General features: G+C 42.7%; 16 protein-coding genes. 11 read left to right on the forward strand and 5 right to left on the reverse strand.

Annotation, left to right across the window (positions count from 1 at the left end):
* The first annotated feature begins 2 nt into the window (after positions 1-2).
* Positions 3-1841, forward strand: a complete 1839-nt coding sequence (locus ACK8HY_RS16195; protein ID WP_416134220.1) for a UbiD family decarboxylase — start codon at positions 3-5, stop codon at positions 1839-1841.
* 70 nt (positions 1842-1911) lie between these two features.
* Entirely contained in the window at positions 1912-2247 is a 336-nt protein-coding gene (locus tag ACK8HY_RS16200) for a HopJ type III effector protein (protein WP_416134221.1), read from the forward strand.
* Positions 2248-2397: 150 nt separating this feature from the next.
* Here ACK8HY_RS16200 and ACK8HY_RS16205 read toward each other — a convergent pair whose 3' ends face one another.
* A complete protein-coding gene (locus ACK8HY_RS16205) occupies positions 2398-2859 on the reverse strand; it encodes a VOC family protein (protein WP_416134222.1) in 462 nt (153 codons plus the stop codon).
* A 227-nt stretch (positions 2860-3086) separates the two neighbouring features.
* Complete coding sequence (locus tag ACK8HY_RS16210; protein WP_077437582.1) at positions 3087-3662, reverse strand: Crp/Fnr family transcriptional regulator; 576 nt, start codon at positions 3660-3662, stop codon at positions 3087-3089.
* 238 nt (positions 3663-3900) lie between these two features.
* On the opposite strand from ACK8HY_RS16210, the gene asnB reads away from it, so the two are divergent.
* The gene (gene asnB, locus ACK8HY_RS16215) at positions 3901-5589 is read left to right on the forward strand and encodes an asparagine synthase B (protein WP_416134223.1); all 1689 of its coding nucleotides are present in this window, start codon (positions 3901-3903) and stop codon (positions 5587-5589) included.
* Positions 5590-5737: 148 nt separating this feature from the next.
* Positions 5738-7303, forward strand: a complete 1566-nt coding sequence (locus ACK8HY_RS16220) for a M20/M25/M40 family metallo-hydrolase (RefSeq protein WP_416134224.1) — start codon at positions 5738-5740, stop codon at positions 7301-7303.
* Between the two features lie 100 nt (positions 7304-7403).
* Here the strand turns inward: ACK8HY_RS16220 and ACK8HY_RS16225 are convergent, their stop codons facing one another.
* Positions 7404-9584 carry a DPP IV N-terminal domain-containing protein gene (locus ACK8HY_RS16225; RefSeq protein WP_416134225.1) on the reverse strand — a complete coding sequence of 727 codons (2181 nt, stop codon included), beginning with the start codon at positions 9582-9584 and terminating at the stop codon, positions 7404-7406.
* A gap of 156 nt (positions 9585-9740) precedes the next feature.
* Positions 9741-10469, reverse strand: a complete 729-nt coding sequence (locus ACK8HY_RS16230; protein WP_416134226.1) for a DUF1080 domain-containing protein — start codon at positions 10467-10469, stop codon at positions 9741-9743.
* A 177-nt stretch (positions 10470-10646) separates the two neighbouring features.
* Between ACK8HY_RS16230 and ACK8HY_RS16235 the strand changes: the two genes are divergently transcribed.
* From ACK8HY_RS16235 to ACK8HY_RS16245, 3 genes are all read left to right on the forward strand, one after another.
* Positions 10647-11012, forward strand: coding sequence for a dihydroneopterin aldolase (locus ACK8HY_RS16235; RefSeq protein ID WP_077437578.1), 366 nt, complete (start codon positions 10647-10649; stop codon positions 11010-11012).
* 156 nt (positions 11013-11168) lie between these two features.
* A complete protein-coding gene (locus ACK8HY_RS16240) occupies positions 11169-11897 on the forward strand; it encodes an AAA family ATPase (RefSeq protein ID WP_416134227.1) in 729 nt (242 codons plus the stop codon).
* Between the two features lie 293 nt (positions 11898-12190).
* On the forward strand, positions 12191-12634 hold the full coding sequence (locus ACK8HY_RS16245; RefSeq protein ID WP_077437576.1) for an Hsp20/alpha crystallin family protein: 444 nt from the start codon (positions 12191-12193) through the stop codon (positions 12632-12634).
* A 143-nt stretch (positions 12635-12777) separates the two neighbouring features.
* Here ACK8HY_RS16245 and ACK8HY_RS16250 read toward each other — a convergent pair whose 3' ends face one another.
* On the reverse strand, positions 12778-13215 hold the full coding sequence (locus ACK8HY_RS16250; RefSeq protein ID WP_416134228.1) for an acyl-CoA thioesterase: 438 nt from the start codon (positions 13213-13215) through the stop codon (positions 12778-12780).
* A gap of 120 nt (positions 13216-13335) precedes the next feature.
* On the opposite strand from ACK8HY_RS16250, the gene ACK8HY_RS16255 reads away from it, so the two are divergent.
* The 4 genes from ACK8HY_RS16255 to ACK8HY_RS16270 all read left to right on the forward strand — a co-directional run bounded on the left by ACK8HY_RS16255 (position 13336) and on the right by ACK8HY_RS16270 (position 17101).
* Positions 13336-13839, forward strand: a complete 504-nt coding sequence (locus ACK8HY_RS16255; RefSeq protein WP_416134229.1) for an RNA polymerase sigma factor — start codon at positions 13336-13338, stop codon at positions 13837-13839.
* Positions 13829-14470, forward strand: coding sequence for a hypothetical protein (locus ACK8HY_RS16260; protein WP_416134230.1), 642 nt, complete (start codon positions 13829-13831; stop codon positions 14468-14470). Before ACK8HY_RS16255 ends, ACK8HY_RS16260 begins: the two co-directional genes overlap by 11 nt.
* Before the next feature lie 113 nt (positions 14471-14583).
* Complete coding sequence (locus ACK8HY_RS16265; RefSeq protein WP_416134231.1) at positions 14584-16239, forward strand: ABC1 kinase family protein; 1656 nt, start codon at positions 14584-14586, stop codon at positions 16237-16239.
* A gap of 76 nt (positions 16240-16315) precedes the next feature.
* The gene (locus tag ACK8HY_RS16270; RefSeq protein ID WP_416134232.1) at positions 16316-17101 is read left to right on the forward strand and encodes an SDR family oxidoreductase; all 786 of its coding nucleotides are present in this window, start codon (positions 16316-16318) and stop codon (positions 17099-17101) included.
* Positions 17102-17113: the final 12 nt, after the last annotated feature.

A 17113-nucleotide genomic window follows, 5' to 3' on the forward strand; every position in this document is an offset into this window, starting at 1 on the left:
ATATGGGATACAATAGTCTAGCGGCATGTGTTGCGGATCTTGAAAAACATGGCCATTTAATCCGGATTAAAGAGGAAGTCGATCCTTACCTTGAAATGGCCGCAATTCACATGCGGGTATTTGATGTGGCGGGGCCAGCATTGTATTTTGAAAATATCAAAGGTTCAGAATTCCCTGCTGTATCCAATCTATTTGGTACATTGGACCGTTCGAAGTTTATGTTCCGTGACTCATTGGATCATCTTAAGAAATTAGTGGATGTCAAGATGAATCCAGGTGCTGTGCTAAAAAATCCATTCCAATATCTTGGTTCATCCATGACTGCGCTAGGCGCTCTGCCTTGGAAAAGAAAGGCAGGAGCTCCGATCCTTCATGGTAAAACAAGCATTAGCAAGCTTCCCCAGATCGTTAATTGGCCTATGGATGGTGGTGCTTTTGTGACCATGCCACAGGTCTATACGGAGGATGTAAATAAGCCGGGAATTATGCATGCTAATCTGGGCATGTACCGGATTCAGCTTTCGGGCAATGACTATATCCCGGATCGGGAAATAGGATTGCACTACCAACTGCACCGCGGAATCGGTATACATCAGACCAAGGCCAATGAACTTGGTATGCCACTTAAAGTAAGTATTTTTGTGGGTGGTCCGCCTGCGCATCCCCTGTCTGCGGTCATGCCGCTGCCAGAGGGGCTTTCTGAAATGATCTTTGCCGGAGCTTTAGGCAATAGACGGTTCCGCTATTTTTACGACGACGAAGGTTTTTGTATTTCTGCGGATGCGGATTTTGTGATCACGGGAACTGTGTACCCTAATGAAAATAAACCGGAGGGGCCATTTGGTGACCATATTGGCTATTACAGTCTCACTCATCCGTTTCCTTTAATGAAAGTGCATAATGTATACCATAAGAAAGACCCGATCTGGTCTTTTACCGTGGTGGGCAGACCACCGCAGGAGGATACCAGTTTTGGGGCACTGATTCACGAAATAACAGGCTCGGCCATCCCACAGGAAATCTCAGGCTTGCATGCTGTCAATGCGGTGGATGCGGCTGGAGTACATCCCTTATTATTTGCTATCGGATCAGAACGCTATACACCTTATCAACGTGTGGACCGGCCGCAGGAAATTTTAACCATCGCCAATCAGATTCTTGGAAAAAACCAACTGAGCCTGGCGAAGTATCTTTTTATTTCAGCACACGAGGATAATCCTAAATTGGATATCTATGATATTCCGGCGTTTTTTGCACATATCCTGGAACGGATTGACCCTGCACGGGACCTTCATTTTCAGACAAATACGACGATAGATACCTTAGATTATTCAGGTGATGGATTAAACGCCGGATCGAAGGTGGTGTTTGCTGCTGCCGGGACAAAGAAAAGGGAACTGGCAAGAGCGCTGCCTGCAAATTTTGATCTGCCGCGACCTTTTAACCAGGCGAAGCTGGTGATGCCGGGTGTATTGGCGATTGATGGAAAGGCCTTCAGTACCTATGCAGATGAGACTGAGGTGATTCGCCAGTGGTGCCATGCGGCCGAAGGATTGGCTTGGGAAGGTTTTCCCCTGCTGGTTCTATGCGACGATGCCAGTTTTACAGCCGAGACAGTGAATAACTTCGTCTGGACAACCTTTACGCGGAGTAATCCCGCCTTTGATATCCATGGAATCAAAAGCTTTACTTCCTTCAAACATTGGGGCTGTGAAGGCCCAATGATTATTGATGCCCGAACGAAACCACATCACGCTCCGGCATTGATTAAAGATCAAGCCGTTGAAAAGCGGGTGGACCAACTGGGGGCAAAAGGCGGCTCGCTGTATGGTATTATTTAACAATTCGGTAGGAAAGACTAAATACAAAGAACTTTAATAAACAATTAGCATAAAGCATATACAAAATCTGATGAAAATAGAAGAATTATTAGCGAAGTCAAAGGGAAGCCAACTTCAGTTTCAGGAAGTCCTCGATCATATCGCAGAACAGTATACCTATACTCCGGCATCCTTTCAAAACGGAAACCTGAAAAACTCGGCAACCGAAAACCAGGGGAGCGCGAAAGTATTGTATTTTGCCAGATTAAACAATCTTTCAGAAAAGGATACCTTGGGCCTGTTTGCAGAACATTATCAGAATGTACTTGACAACCCGACAGGAGATGGTCACCAAAATATCAGGCAGTTTATGGCAAATGGCTGGGGTGGTGTTGCCTTTGAAGCGGATGTGCTGGCCAATAAATAAGTAGGAACTGTTACCAACAATCCTTGTCAAAAACGAACCAGCAGTTCTTCGATACAGTTTTGCACCACCAAATATAAACGGGGTAGTCCACTGGACAGCCCCGTTTTTTGCTTTCCGCAGCCTTATTCATAGATTTAAATCTCAGGGCTTTTAACCCTTGCTTTCGCAATCTTCGTCTTTATTGCCTCCGAAATAGACCATCCAACAGATGCCAAACTGATCCTGAAATGAGCTGTATAATTCTGCGAAAAATGTTTCGCCCAAAGGCATTTCCACTACTTTTGCGTTGACACTAAGTGCTTCGTAAAGTGCTGTGGCTTCATCGCGATCGTCGCACATCAACATGACATAGGTATTGTTGCCCTGCGCATAGGCCTGACCAAAGTCTGGAATGACATCAGCCCCCATAAGCATACTCTCGCCATTGATGGAAATGGCCGTATGGCAGATCTTGGTTTTTGCTTCATCCGAAATGGGAGGCATGTGCGGGTCCGCTGGAATATCGCCATATCGCATATAACCTGGATTTTTTGTTTTAAAAACCCTTTCGTAAAATGTGAAAGCTTCTTCACAGTTGCCGTCGAAATTTAAATAAGCGTGTAATTTTGCCATGATTTCTAATTTTTGAATATATTGATTGTTTCTTTTGGCGTGCATCTTTATCTTTTTGATGATTCCAAAAGATCCACGCAATACCGTATTTTCTCAAATTTTCTTTCCTATAGCATAGCAGCCAGGTGGGCTATCTTCGGAAGTGAAGATAAAATTAAGCGGAACCTTCGATAAAAATCTTGCCCTAAGGCAAGATTTGAAAATAAACTTTCGCAACAGGAAAATCTTTAATTCCCGTGTACAATCTCTTTGCGGATACGGCTCAATGAGGTGTCCGTGATACCAAGATAAGAGGCAATATGTTTTAAGGGAGCCTGCTGGATTAGAATAGGTTTTTCTTTAATCAGACGCAGGTATCGACTGGTTGCTGGTTCGGTGATCATGGCAATTGCTCTATTTTTACTGTGCACCAGTTCCTGTGCCATCCATGAACGCCCCCATTCCCTAAATTCTGGGATGCGGTGAAACAATTCCTGATGATCTTCAAATCGTATTTTCCAAAGCTTTGTATCGGTAAGTGCCTGAATATTTTCAACTGTAGGGCTGCGCTGGAAAAAAGATGCTACCTCGATCACCACATCATGATCACTGCAAAAACCGATCGTAACTTCATTGCCCTCATAGTCGTGCAAAAAAGAACGGGTAAGTCCATATTCTATTAAATAATAAGCATTGGATACTTGCCCTTTGCTTAGTATAAAATCACCTTTTTTGATCGTAATGGCTTGATGTTTCTCTTTTATGGAATTCAGTTCGTCTGCTGTGATAGCAAGGCCCTGATAAAAAGTTCCTATTAAATCCATTGTCCTTGGTTTATTTGATTACACAGTGAATTTAAAGATAAATCTTGAATTGTGGTGTTAATCTATTGTGTGATTATTGTAAACAAATGAGGGTTTTGTTATTAATTTTATTTGTTTGATTTGTATTTTTTAATAAAAACTCAATAAAAATTAAAAATTATTATGAATTTAGTTTTTAATTGTTTTACTTTGTGTCAAGAACATAATGTAAAAACGAAAAATTTAAAATTTTCATAATATGTGTGGAATTATTGGCGCTTTTGAATTGAAGCAACCTGCAGACTCATTGAGATCCCAAGTATTGGAAATGTCAAAACGTATTCGTCACCGTGGTCCAGATTGGTCTGGCATCTTTACGGGCGAAAAAGCTTTATTGGCCCACGAGCGACTAGCTATTGTTGATCCGAAATCAGGTAGTCAACCTTTGTACAGTCCGGATGGCAAAGTTGTATTGGCTGTAAATGGCGAAATCTATAACCACCATGAATTAAGGAATAGCCTTCCTGATTATGAGTTCGCAACACAGAGTGATTCGGAGGTTGTATTGGCATTGTATTTAGCTAAAGGCCCATCGTTTGTAGATGAGTTGAACGGCATCTTTGGTTTTGCGTTATATGATTCCCGTGATGATTCATTTTTTGTTGCACGTGACCACATGGGGATTATTCCCCTGTATTACGGAAAGGATAAGCAGGGACAACTGTTTGTCGCTTCTGAATTAAAGTCTCTGGAAGGCTACTGTGAGACGATAGAGCAATTTCCTCCAGGACATTATTTATATAGTAAGGAAGGTACCACACCACAACGCTGGTACCAACGCGATTGGGAAAGCTATGAAGCTGTGAAAGATAACGCGACTGATATTGCTGTGCTACGTAAAGCTTTGGAAGACGCGGTGCATCGGCAATTAATGTCAGATGTACCCTATGGTGTATTGCTTTCAGGTGGGCTTGACTCTTCGGTGATTGCAGCGGTAACGAAAAAATTTGCATCCAAACGTATCGAAACCGATGATAAAGAAGATGCCTGGTATCCACAATTGCATTCTTTTGCAGTAGGATTGAAAGGTGCTCCGGATTTGATCGCGGCACAAAAGGCTGCTGATCATATCGGGACGATCCATCATGAAATCAACTTTACGATACAGGAAGGTCTGGACGCGATCCGCGACGTGATCTATCACCTCGAAACCTATGATGTCACAACTGTGCGCGCGTCAACACCAATGTACTTATTGGCACGTGTCATCAAGTCAATGGGTATTAAAATGGTGTTATCCGGTGAAGGCTCTGATGAGCTTTTCGGTGGCTATCTGTATTTCCACAAAGCCCCCAATGCACAGGAGTTTCACGAAGAGACCGTGCGTAAGCTGAAAAAACTATACCTCTACGACTGCTTGCGGGCAAATAAATCGCTGGCAGCCTGGGGTGTTGAAGGAAGGGTGCCTTTCCTGGATAAAGAATTTATGGATATTGCCATGCGCATCAATCCATCGGACAAGATGATCCGTGATGGGCGGATGGAGAAATGGGTGGTGCGTAAAGCATTCGAAGATTATCTTCCCGAAAGCATTGCCTGGCGCCAAAAAGAACAGTTTTCAGATGGCGTTGGCTATAGCTGGATAGATACTTTAAAGGAGCAGGCTGAAAGTAAGGTTTCAGATCAGGAATTTGCAGCCGCTGCCGAACGTTTTCCTATCAACACGCCAAAAAACAAAGAGGAGTTCTTATATCGTACAATCTTTGAATCACATTTTCCTTCTGCCGCCGCTGCACAGACCGTTCCTTCCGTGAAATCTGTTGCTTGCAGTACACCAGAAGCCCTTGCTTGGGATGCTTCTTTCCAGAACCTGAATGATCCATCTGGAAGAGCAGTAGCTTCTGTACATCAGGAGAGCTACGAAAAATCCAAAGTAGAAGCTGTGTAGATAATCAACCAACCATATACTAATGTTGTTATAGGGGTATCTTTGGATGCCCCTATTTTTTTTGAATATGTTTTTTGAATTAAAATTAGTAATTTTCGGAAAACAAATCCTGCAGAACCTACAGGAAGAAGAACGAATTAAATCACAAATGAAACTATATACTAAACAGAGAAATTTGAAGTCTTTTGGGCTGGCATGTATGTTATTGAGCAGCTCAGCAGTTTTTGCGCAAAATAAAGATGCTGTCGTCGCTGCAATTGTCCAGGAAGCCCAGGCAAACTCACAGCTTGAGAACTACGCCTTTGAACTAGTTGATATGATCGGTCCACGTTTGGTTGGGAGCCCACAGATGCAACAGGCACACGACTGGGTCGTCAAACAGTATGTCGCACTAGGAGCAGATGCACGTAATGAACCTTATGGAGAATGGCGCTCTTGGGAGCGGGGTACCTCTCAAGCGACGATGACTTACCCACGGATTAAATCACTCGAAGGAACACAACTGGCTTTCAGTCCGATGACGAAGGAAAAAGGTGTGGAGGCAGAAGTTGTTGCAATGCCCTTGTTTAGTTCTGAGCTCGATTTCCAATCCTGGCTAAAGACGGTAAAAGGTAAAATTGTCCTAATCGGGATGAACCCGGTCTCGGGTCGCGCAGATGCGAATTGGAAAGAATCTGCCTCGACCAAAGGTTATGAAAAATACCAAGCCCTAAAAAATGAACAGCTCAAACAATGGGAGCTCAGTATGAGTTATACGGGAAATACACGACGTACGCTGCCCTTGGCGCTGGAAACTGCCGGAGCAGTGGGGGTGATTGATTCCTATTGGACCGAACTGCCGGGCCTCACGCGGATTTTTGATGCTAAATCCAAGCAGATTCCAGTGTTTAATATTGCGTTGGAGGACTATAGTCTCCTTTACCGCATGGCTACACGGGGAGTTAAACCGCGCGTACTGTTGCAGGGTAAATCCAAAGAGCTTGGTACGACAAAGACTTATAATAGCATTGCCGAAATCAAAGGGAAAGAAAAGCCAAATGAATATGTGGTCCTGTCAGCACATTTAGATTCATGGGATGGGGCTTCTGGTGCGACAGACAATGCCACGGGGGTGATTACGATGATGGAAGCGGTTCGTATCCTGCGAAAAGTCTATCCCGAAAATAAAAGAACGATCCTGGTCGGCAACTGGGGAAGTGAGGAACAGGGTTTGAACGGCTCGTCGGCTTTTGTGGAAGATCATCCCGATATCGCAAAAAATATTCAGGTGGTATGGAACCAGGATAATGGAACGGGGCGTATTGTTCGTATTGCTGGAAGTGGTTTTGAAAAGGCCTATGAATATATCGGACGTTGGTTGCAGTATTTACCCGAGGAATTTCGTAACGAGATCCAAACGAGCTTTCCGGGAATGCCGGGGACAGGCGGTAGTGACCATTCTTCTTTTGTCCAAAAAGGAATCCCGGCCTTTGGTCTTTCCTCGACCTCCTGGGATTATGGAAAATTAACCTGGCATACCAATCGGGATACCTACGATAAAATTGTCTTCGACGAAGTCAAGCAGAATGCTATTATTGTTGCGGTATTGACGTACCTCGCTTGTGAAGAGCCTGAATTGGTGTCCAGGGAGAAAATCGTATTGCCTGTGGATAAAACCGGTAAACAAATGCAATGGCCGACGAATTTGCAGTCCAAAAGGACTAGTGGTAATTAATGATGAAACAGTAGCCCGGTTTGCTATTGAACAATTTGTTCTTACTAACACAAAGGCGCCAATCGGAAAAGAAAGGCGCCTTTGTATGATGAGCTGTTAACTATTTGTTTTTTAGATGCTGATTAAAATAATCTGCAATTTTCTCATACATATGGATGCGATCCTTGCCCATCACATTATGTTCGTGGGTAGGGTATAGGAAATAATCGACCTGTTTCCCGGCCTTAATACAGGCTTCCAAAAACTCCATGCTGTTTTGCTGCACGACCACGGGATCTTGTGCGCCATGGATGATTAACAGGCGTCCTTTTAGCTGATCCGCTTTATTCAACAGGGAGGTTAATTTGTAGCCCTCAGGATTTTCCTGCGGAGTGTCCATGTAACGCTCGCCATACATCACTTCGTAAAACTTCCAGTCAATTACAGGACCCCCAGCGACTGCCGCTTTAAAAATATCATTATGATGCAGCATAAATGAAGTCGTCATAAATCCACCGAAGCTCCAGCCAAAGATGCCCATACGTTGCTGGTCGACAAAGGGTTTTGATTTTAAGAATTCAATTCCTTTAAGCTGATCGGCCATTTCATTTTGGCCAAGGTTACGGTGAGTAGCCGTATAAAAATCACGACCTCGGTAATTGGTGCCGCGATTGTCCATTGTAAAGACAATATATCCCTGTTGGGCCATATAAAGATCAAAGTAACCTGCTCCACCCAGCCATTTGTTGGAAACCAATTGGGAATGAGAACCGCCATACAGATAATACATGACCGGATATTTCTTAGCAGGGTCAAAATCATTTGGATAGATGATACGACCGGTCAGCGGATATTTACCGTCAGCCGAAGTCAGTTGGACGAATTCTATTTTTGGATTGTTAATTTTTCCGCTGAATGGATTGTCCGCTTTGACCAGGACAGTTCCCTTGCCTGATTTAACCTCTTTGATCTGGATCATGTTTGGTGTCTTCAGGTCGCTATATTGATCATAGATATACTTGCCATCAGCACTCAAAGAAGCCTGGTGTATACCCGATTCATTTGTTAGCTGTACGGTTTTTCCGGATTTAAGATTTACCTGAAATAATTGACGGTCCATACCATTATTGGTGACACCGATATAACTTATGTTGTTTCCATCTGCCGAGAAATCCAATAGATTTTCCAATACAATATCCTTGAAGCCTAATTTTTTGATCAGCTTTCCTTCCGTATTGTACAGGTAAAGTTGGTTGTAGCCCTCTTTGTCGGATTGGTAAAGAAACTGATCTGGAGCGTTTGGTAAAAAGGTTAGCGGATTTTCCGGCTCTACCCAAGTTGTTGCGCTTTCCTCAAACAATGTTTTAACCAGCGCTCCGGTTTCAGCATTGTATTTGTTGAACTTAAGGTCATTTTGACCGCGGTTGAGAACACCTACGTAAATGAATTTGCCTGAAGGATCCCAGGTTACGCTGGTCAGGTATTGTTCGCTATGATCTCCGGTCTGTAAGGTTACTTTTTGTCCTGTTGTACTGTTGTAGACAACCAGTGTTACCTCCTCCGATTTTTGCCCTGTCATGGGGTATTTTATCCATTTGATTTCGGCAACTTTGGGACTCCATTGGGGGAGAGGATAGTTGGCGACCATGGTTTCATTTTTGCGGTAGTAGAGCAACTTGTCATTCTGAGCATTCCACCACATGCCTTTTTTTATGCCAAATTCCTGGCGGTGTGTATAATCACTACCATTGACGATACCTTTGTCGCTGTCGTTTGTCACTACCGTTACTTTGCCGTTTTTGTCCACGATGGAAATGTTATTGTCCATCAGATAGGCGATTTTAGAAAGGTCTGTGGTCAGTTCACGGTTGGCACCCCGACTATCGTTGCCGATAAAACTTTCAATACTTTTGGATTTGAGGTTATAAACAACCGTATAGGTCTTGTCCTTTCCATCTACCTGAAGTAAGAGCGAATTGCCATCATGCCATTTGTAGTCGTAAGGGAATATGCGTAAACTGAACGTTTCGTTCGGCATAGCGGTTTTTAAAGCAGCTTCGAGTGCTGTCTTGGATAATAAGGTAGTCTCCGTCCAGTTGTTTGCAGCACTTTTGGAGAGCAGGTTTTGATAGGATTTATCGAGATAGGCGAGGCTGTTTGATTTTGGGATCCAGGAAGCAGCTGTAATCGATGTGGGCGCATAGGTGCGCGGTCCGAATACCGTTTCTTCCAAATTAAGGTTTCGTTGGGCATGGCCGGTTAGGGCACTTGCCAACAAGAAGAATAGCGCAATTCTTTTCATTAGAATAATTTATTTTTAATGATGCTGAGCCCATCATAGGCGTTTTGCCCCTATGATGGGTGTGGCTTCTAAATTTTATAGGGCTAAATTAGAAAAATAGCCCTATAAAACCTAGTACAGAATTGTTGCTTGCCTAACTGAAATTGCTGTCAGGCCCTATAGTTTGCGGAGCCAGATATTTCTGAATTGGACCAGATCACCATGATCTTGCAGGATAATGGGCCCAGGGCCATGAGCCACTTGTTTCGGAAGTCCGATATATTCTGTTGTACCATCAATCTGGGTGTTGTTCTGGACCACGACGCCATTGTGAAGTACCGTGACGGTACCTTTGCTGATCAGCAGGCTGTCTTTGTTAAACTGGGGAGCTTTGTAAATGATATCATATACATGCCATTTGTCTGTTGCAATGACTTGGGCCAGCGGTGGCCGTTGTTTATAAAGACTTCCTGCGCCACCATTTACATAGGTCGGATTGTTGTTGTTGTCCAGGACCTGGATTTCATATAGCCCCTGTAAGAAAATGCCACTATTTCCCCTGCCTTGACCCTCGCCTTTGATAAGCTCAGGACTCTTCCACTCAATATGGAGTTGGAAGTCACTGAAATGCTCCGTGGTCTCGATATTTCCGCTGCCAGGTTTTACTTCAAGCGTATTATTGGCCACTGTCCAGTTTGCTTTCCCCTTTTCGCTTTTCCATTTGCTCAGATCCTTGCCGTCGAAGAGAACAATGGCGTCGCTGGGGATACCCCTGTCAAGGGTTACAGTGGGCGGAACAGGTTTGTAATATTCTGTATCGCTGGGTTTCATATTTGTTTGGGCATAAACTGCACTAGAACTACATAAGAGTGCTATGGCTAGTGCCGCAGGTAAAGTAAAATTCATCTGTTTGGTTTTTGGTGTATTTAAACTTAGGAAAATTTACCTTTATATACAATTTATTTTTAGAATAGCATCGATTTAAATGTCTCTCTGGATCCGGATGTTTTTTTTCGTGGGAAGTTCTGGAATTCGCTGAAACCGCAGGTTTTTTGATTTGGAACAATTTGCTTAGGTTTGTGCATGGCAACCATTTTACAGACAGTCTCACTGAAAGAAGCGCGGTTTTATGCGCCAATTGGCTATTACGAGGAGGAGCAGATTCTCGGAAATGAATTTTTTGTGTCTATTGATGTCTCTTTCCCTTTTCATAATACCGAAACCGAAGATTTGCGTAATACGTTAAATTATGAAGAACTGTACCAGATCACTGCCCGGGTGATGCAGCCCAAACGGAAACTACTGGAATCTGCAGCGGCGGAAATATTGGAACAGATTCGGCTAGGGGTACCGCATGCCGAAATGATCGAAGTTGTTATTCGCAAATCAAATCCTCCGTTCGGTGGAGACCTTTCCTGTTCACAGGTTGGCTTGAAATATAGTATATAGTATTCAATAATGAGATTTTTTTCGCAGCAAGGACCTGCTGCTTAAATGTTAGCTTGTACATTACAATATGGCTGCTAAGTTCAGCTGAATACAGTGTAAAATGTGAGTTTATGGTTTACAAAAATTTATAACCATTTTTAGTATTTGAATTAACCTATGAATATTTACGATCTAGTTATAGCTGATAAGGAAAAGATAGCATTAGAAGATGTTTTTTTAGCGGAAGATAGCCGGCAGAAACTGCAACAAATGATTAAGGAACATCGCTATATCCGAGAGCTCTCACAATATGGTCTGCCTGTCAGCAACAAGATTCTCTTGCACGGTTATTCGGGTTGCGGAAAAACAACGACCGCAAAGGCGCTGGCGACGGCTCTCGACAAACCTATCTATGTGTTGAATCTGAGTAACCTGATCTCGTCCCGTATTGGGGAGACCTCACAGCATATCAAACAGGTCTTTGACAAAGCTGGACGTGAAAAAGCAGTGCTTTTTCTGGACGAATTTGACCAGATTGGAAAAGCAAGGATCAGCGAAGAGAAAGATGTAGGGGAGATGCGTCGCCTGGTGAACACGATTATCCAACTGATCGATTATTTTCCCAACGAAGCTGTATTAATTGCGGCAACCAACCATCCCGAGATATTGGATACAGCAATTATTCGGCGATTTCAGCTTCGGCTGGCTTTTGAATTGCCCACTCATGCGCAGCTGGATGCCTATTACGCTAAATTATTTTCCCCTTTTCCTCAATATGATGCATTGGTATCACGGATCTATGATATTTCCTATGCGGAGGCAAAAGATTATATCTATGATGCTGTTAAGTCTTTGCTGATTAATGCACTGGAAGAAAAAGAGAAACCAGAAAAAGAAAGACTGTAGTTGAAAAGTAGCGTTTGATGGTTAATGTTTTGTCAAATTAAATCCGTCTTAAAAACTGTTTGGCTGCTGCTACGTTAATGCTATATCAGGTGTGGGATGCGTAGAGCAATACAATGATAATGCAAGCCCTTTTTGTCGGCTATTTTAATGCGTTGGTGTCAAAATGGCGTTTCGTGTTAATTAAAAATGTCATTTTGTCTTTGTTTTGCGGTTGGTACGTGAATTGAATATCCCCTACAAAAGAGTTAGAAAATAAAGCTTAACAAAAAATAAAAAAATTAGGAGGACAAAAAATGGCATTAATTAAATTCCCTACAAAAAGTTTGAACACAGACGCAGTAAATCCATTTGTAAATACTGTATTTGACAATTTATTTAACGATAATTTTATTTCAGACCGTTTGGTCTCACGTGTTCCAGCAGTAAATATTTCGGAGTCCGAAAAATCATTTAAGATCGAGATGGCTGCTCCGGGATTGGATAAATCAGATTTTAAAATCAATGTGGATAAAAATCTGATTACGATTTCAGCTGAGAAAAAAGAAGAGCAAGTAAGTGAAGAAAAGCTTTATAGCAAGAAGGAGTTCAACTATAGTTCATTTTCAAGATCATTTACCTTACCCGAAACGGTTGACTACAGCAATATTGAAGCCGCGTACGAAGGTGGAATATTGGTTTTGACTGTCGGTAAGAAAGAAGACGCTATCATTGCAAAGCGTTTGATCGAGGTAAAATAAGTTTATCCGGATCATATCATGGGTATATCGATCCTAGGATTAGCAGCTCCCGACAGCTAGTCGGTTGATGCTCAGAATAAGATAGTTTTTAGGTTAGTTTATGTTTTGATCCCTCGGAATAGGTTGTATTCCGAGGGATTTTTTTATCCGATCTCTTCATAACCCGCTGCGCGCGGCACTTTGGCGAGATAGGGCTCCATTTCTTCGGGCAATTTGGTCAATTTTCGCAGTTTAAGGTCCAGCCAGGCACCGTCAACGTTAACCGTACAGCATAGGGTGCCATCTTCGCGGTAAACTTGATGGATAAAAGAAAATCGACTATTGATCTTATTGTATTTGGTCAATTCTACTTTTACCTGAACATATTCATCCAGATGCACTTCCTTGCTATAGATCAGTTCCTCCCGAAATAGGATCGGTCCGATCTGAAACTGGGCAAACTTGTCCAGAGAAAATCCCATTTTATTCAACATATTGCTCCGCGCCTGCGCGCAGATATCGGCATAGGCAGAATGACGCATATGCCTATTGGCATCTATTTGCGCCCAGATGACCTGCCCCTCATAAAATATATTTTCCATAATTAATATTGTAATTTGCCTCCTTTTTATGAACAATTTACATATTTTTAAATTAAGCTGTAACACTTTGTTTGTTTGCAATACTTATTACCTGAAAAGATCTAAAATAAAATTTTACCATTGGCCCATTCGGAAACAGAATTTCTTCAGTTGATTGACGAAAATAAAGGAATTATCGTCAAGGTGAGCCGTATGTATATGGATGACAAGGATAGTCGGCAGGATCTTTATCAGGAAATTGTATATCAGCTCTGGAAATCTTATGCAACATTTAAGCAGCAAAGTAAATTTTCAACCTGGATGTATCGGGTTGCACTGAATACCGCGATGGTATTTTTAAAGAAAGAGAAAAAACATCGGATCTACGATAGCCTGGAAGAACGACATGACTTTGCAGAAGAATCCTATAATCCGGATAAAGACGAACAGCTAAAAATATTCTATCAGGCAGTACATGAACTGAACGCTGTAGAAAAGGCATTGATCTTTTTATTTTTGGAAGGTCAGAGCCACCGTGAAATTGCGGCGCATCTGGGCATATCTGAAGTCAATGCCCGGGTTAAATTAAATCGTACGAAAGAACGGATTCAACAAATCATTAAAAAATACAATTATGAATTTTGATGAGTTAAAAAAAACGTGGCAAGAACAGCCTACAGATGAGGATTTACAAAATCCAAATCTCAAACACTATAAGGAGGTCGGTAATATCATGGTCAAGCTGAGACGCAATATCAAACGGGAATTTGTGTCCTGGCTGGTATGCATGTTTTTCCTGATTGCTGTGCCTATGTTGCCGGTTTATAAAATCTCAGGGTATGCAGCTTTTGCGTATTACTTTTTTCTTGTACAGATTTCGCTGTCTAGCCTGCTCTATTACCGTCGATTTTATTACCTGATCAAAAGCGCCAAGCAGATCGATCTTCTGGCATCCCGCGAACATCTCCTCAAGCTCTATTACGATCTTAAATACGCGGTCGAGACCTATCGTATCGTAGCTTATGTGATGATCCCCCAGGGTTTATTCCTTTATCTCGTTATGATTGGTCAAAATAGGGCCATCGCCTGGTTTGAAAAATTATATCATTTTAGACAGACACTCCAGCAGGATCCCAATTTTATAGCATGGATGGCGCTCTCGGCAATTGTTTCCATCTTAATTATTGTCTTGATCACCGAATTTATGATCCGCGCCTATTATGGAGATTATGTCAAACAGATCAAAGAAAACCTGGATCAGATGGAAGCAGAATAGCGTATTTTGAAGGTTCAAAAATCTGTGGGCGAGTGAATTTTTACTTTCAATAAACCATGGAATGAAAAAGGTAAGGTTTTTGTTCCGTATCTTGTTTTCGAAAATCCTTGTCCATGATGTACAATCCGACCAAGAAGTTACAACGGAGTTCCCAGATCTTAAGCATATTGGCAAAATATGGTTTCAAAGATGCCATCGCCCGATTGCCATGGAAAGGGCCAAGAGCAAGTTTAGAACGTAATATAGATGTTGATAAGATCAGTGTATATACACGTATCCGTATGGCTTTGGAAGAGCTCGGGCCAGCCTTTATCAAGCTGGGACAATCTGCATCTACCCGTGAAGGGCTGCTTCCCAAAGATCTTGTCGAGGAACTCAAACGGCTAGAAGATAATGTTCCGCCTTTTGAAGTTGACATCCAGGAATATCTTACCGAGGAATTGGGACTTGATGTCGCAGAACAATTTCAAAGTATTGCGTCGAAACCTTTTGCCGCCGCTTCCATTGCTCAGGTCTATCGGGCGACATTAAAAGACGGTACAAATGTTGTCTTAAAAGTGCGGCGGCCAGGAATAGATGAAGTCATGCGCGTTGATCTTGCACTCATGCGGGACATCGCCAAGATACTGACCATGTACAATGACGCATTGGAAAATCTCAACCTTTCCCTGATCGTAGAATCCTTTGCCATGACCCTGCAGGAGGAAATGTCGCTGGTCATCGAGCGCCATAATATCGAACGGTTTGCTAAAAATTTTAAAGCCAACAAACTGATCAAAGTTCCCAAAGTTTATCCCGATCTCTCCTCTGACCGTGTACTCTGTATGGAGTATCTCGATGGTTTCAAAGTAACGGATGCCGTGGAAATAAAACGGCGGGGAATGGATGTGGAAACCTTGGTGAAAAATGGAATCAATCTGTATCTGGAACAGGTGATTATCCATGGTTTTTTTCATGGTGACCCGCATCCCGGCAATATGATGGTGATGCCCGACGGACGCATTGCCTTTTTGGATTTTGGTAACATGGGTAAACTGCTCGGAATTGACCGAAGACAGCTCGAAGAATTTATCCAATCGGCAATTTCCGAAGATGCGGTCCGACTGGCAGATGTCATTGAAGATGTCGCCGTAGTGAGCCATATCCCTGATCGAAACCAGTTTGAACGCTCATTGTATGAGATTTTTGATATGATCGACAATGTCTCCTTAGGTGATCTGAGTCTTGATCTACTGTTCAATAAACTCTGGAAAATTATCGGTGACAACCGCTTGTATTTTCCTGAATATATTTATCAGCTCATGCGGGGTATTTCGCTGATGGAAGGCATCGGACGCCAGCTTTATCCGGATCTGAATATTATGGAGAGCATTAAGCCTTTTGCCCGAAGGATTATGATGGAACGGCTTTCGCCAGAAGCGATGTTCAAGAAAGGAAAACATAAGATCGAGTCTTTCGCACGTGATGTCGAAAAACTTCCCGAGGATATGCGTGCTTTAGTAAGGTTGTTCCGAACAGGTAATTTCACTTTAAATCATCGTCTGATCAGTGCGCGCTCCTTCAATGCCATACTCCGTAAAGGGGTCAATCGCATAGTGATCGGTATTATGTTTATGTCACTCAACTTATTGGGCGGAATGGTGATTGTCGCGCGTATTGAACCCAAATGGCTGGGAATCCCTGTTTTTGCCTGGATATGCTTGGGGTCGGCATGGGTCTTTGCTGTCTATCTGTTTATCGCCATGATTCGCGCCAAGGACAACGATTAAATCCGTTGCTGGAGTTCAGCTAACTTTACTATACACAATGAATAATCTGATATAAGTTAAAAGCATACGAATAAAGATGGAAATCAATCTAATTGGAAAAAAAGCCTTGATTGGTGCAAGCTCCGCCGGTATCGGTGCCGGAATAGCCAAAGTTTTGGCCTCCTGCGGTGCAAGCATCACCCTGGCCTCCCGTAATGAAAATAAGCTACGAGATACACTAGCAGACCTGGATAGCTCAAAAGGGCAGGTACACCAATATATTCTGGTGGATTACAATGATCATGAAGACTATAAAGTACAAATAGACAACTATTTTGAATCCAATAGGGTGGATATTCTAGTCAATAACTCCAATGGGCCACAGGCGGGGACAATTGATCAGAAAAATCTGGCGGATTACCAACATGCCTTTGAACTTTTATTTCAAAATCACTGTTATACGACATCTTGTGCCTTACCTTATATGTTGGCAAATGGTTATGGACGTATTATCAATGTTTCGTCTTCCACTGTAAAAGAGCCCGTATCTAACCTGGTTTTATCAAATACGATCCGCACGGCATTGATCAGCTGGAGCAAATCCCTTTCGGATGATGTTGCGAAGGACGGGGTGACAGTCAATAGCATCTTAACGGGGTTATTCGATACTGAAAGGATCCAATCCTTGACTCATATGGATGCGCAGCGATTGGGGATATCCTATGAGGAAGCGTTACAGCTGCGTTTAAAGCAGGTGCCGGCAGCCCGCTTGGGTAAGCCCGAAGAATATGGTTACCTGGTGGCTTTCATTTGCTCGGCCTATGCCAACTACCTCACCGGAACCAATATTCCGCTGGATGGTGGTATGTTGAAGGGATTTTAAGATGGAAAATAC

This window comes from Sphingobacterium sp. NGMCC 1.201703 (assembly GCF_047784615.1).
In the GTDB taxonomy this organism is placed as follows: Bacteria; Bacteroidota; Bacteroidia; order Sphingobacteriales; family Sphingobacteriaceae; genus Sphingobacterium.

Excerpts from the sequence above, each read along its gene's own strand:
- ACK8HY_RS16200 (WP_416134221.1), top strand. The coding sequence starts at position 1,912 with ATGAAAATAGAAGAATTATTAGCGAAGTCAAAGGGAAGCCAACTTCAG.
- ACK8HY_RS16195 (WP_416134220.1), top strand. The coding sequence starts at position 3 with ATGGGATACAATAGTCTAGCGGCATGTGTTGCGGATCTTGAAAAACAT.
- ACK8HY_RS16235 (WP_077437578.1), top strand. The coding sequence starts at position 10,647 with ATGGCAACCATTTTACAGACAGTCTCACTGAAAGAAGCGCGGTTTTAT.
- ACK8HY_RS16270 (WP_416134232.1), top strand. The coding sequence starts at position 16,316 with ATGGAAATCAATCTAATTGGAAAAAAAGCCTTGATTGGTGCAAGCTCC.
- ACK8HY_RS16210 (WP_077437582.1), bottom strand. The coding sequence starts at position 3,662 with ATGGATTTAATAGGAACTTTTTATCAGGGCCTTGCTATCACAGCAGAC.
- ACK8HY_RS16250 (WP_416134228.1), bottom strand. The coding sequence starts at position 13,215 with ATGGAAAATATATTTTATGAGGGGCAGGTCATCTGGGCGCAAATAGAT.
- ACK8HY_RS16265 (WP_416134231.1), top strand. The coding sequence starts at position 14,584 with ATGATGTACAATCCGACCAAGAAGTTACAACGGAGTTCCCAGATCTTA.
- ACK8HY_RS16245 (WP_077437576.1), top strand. The coding sequence starts at position 12,191 with ATGGCATTAATTAAATTCCCTACAAAAAGTTTGAACACAGACGCAGTA.
- asnB (WP_416134223.1), top strand. The coding sequence starts at position 3,901 with ATGTGTGGAATTATTGGCGCTTTTGAATTGAAGCAACCTGCAGACTCA.
- ACK8HY_RS16230 (WP_416134226.1), bottom strand. The coding sequence starts at position 10,469 with ATGAATTTTACTTTACCTGCGGCACTAGCCATAGCACTCTTATGTAGT.
- ACK8HY_RS16240 (WP_416134227.1), top strand. The coding sequence starts at position 11,169 with ATGAATATTTACGATCTAGTTATAGCTGATAAGGAAAAGATAGCATTA.
- ACK8HY_RS16260 (WP_416134230.1), top strand. The coding sequence starts at position 13,829 with ATGAATTTTGATGAGTTAAAAAAAACGTGGCAAGAACAGCCTACAGAT.
- ACK8HY_RS16225 (WP_416134225.1), bottom strand. The coding sequence starts at position 9,584 with ATGAAAAGAATTGCGCTATTCTTCTTGTTGGCAAGTGCCCTAACCGGC.
- ACK8HY_RS16220 (WP_416134224.1), top strand. The coding sequence starts at position 5,738 with ATGAAACTATATACTAAACAGAGAAATTTGAAGTCTTTTGGGCTGGCA.
- ACK8HY_RS16205 (WP_416134222.1), bottom strand. The coding sequence starts at position 2,859 with ATGGCAAAATTACACGCTTATTTAAATTTCGACGGCAACTGTGAAGAA.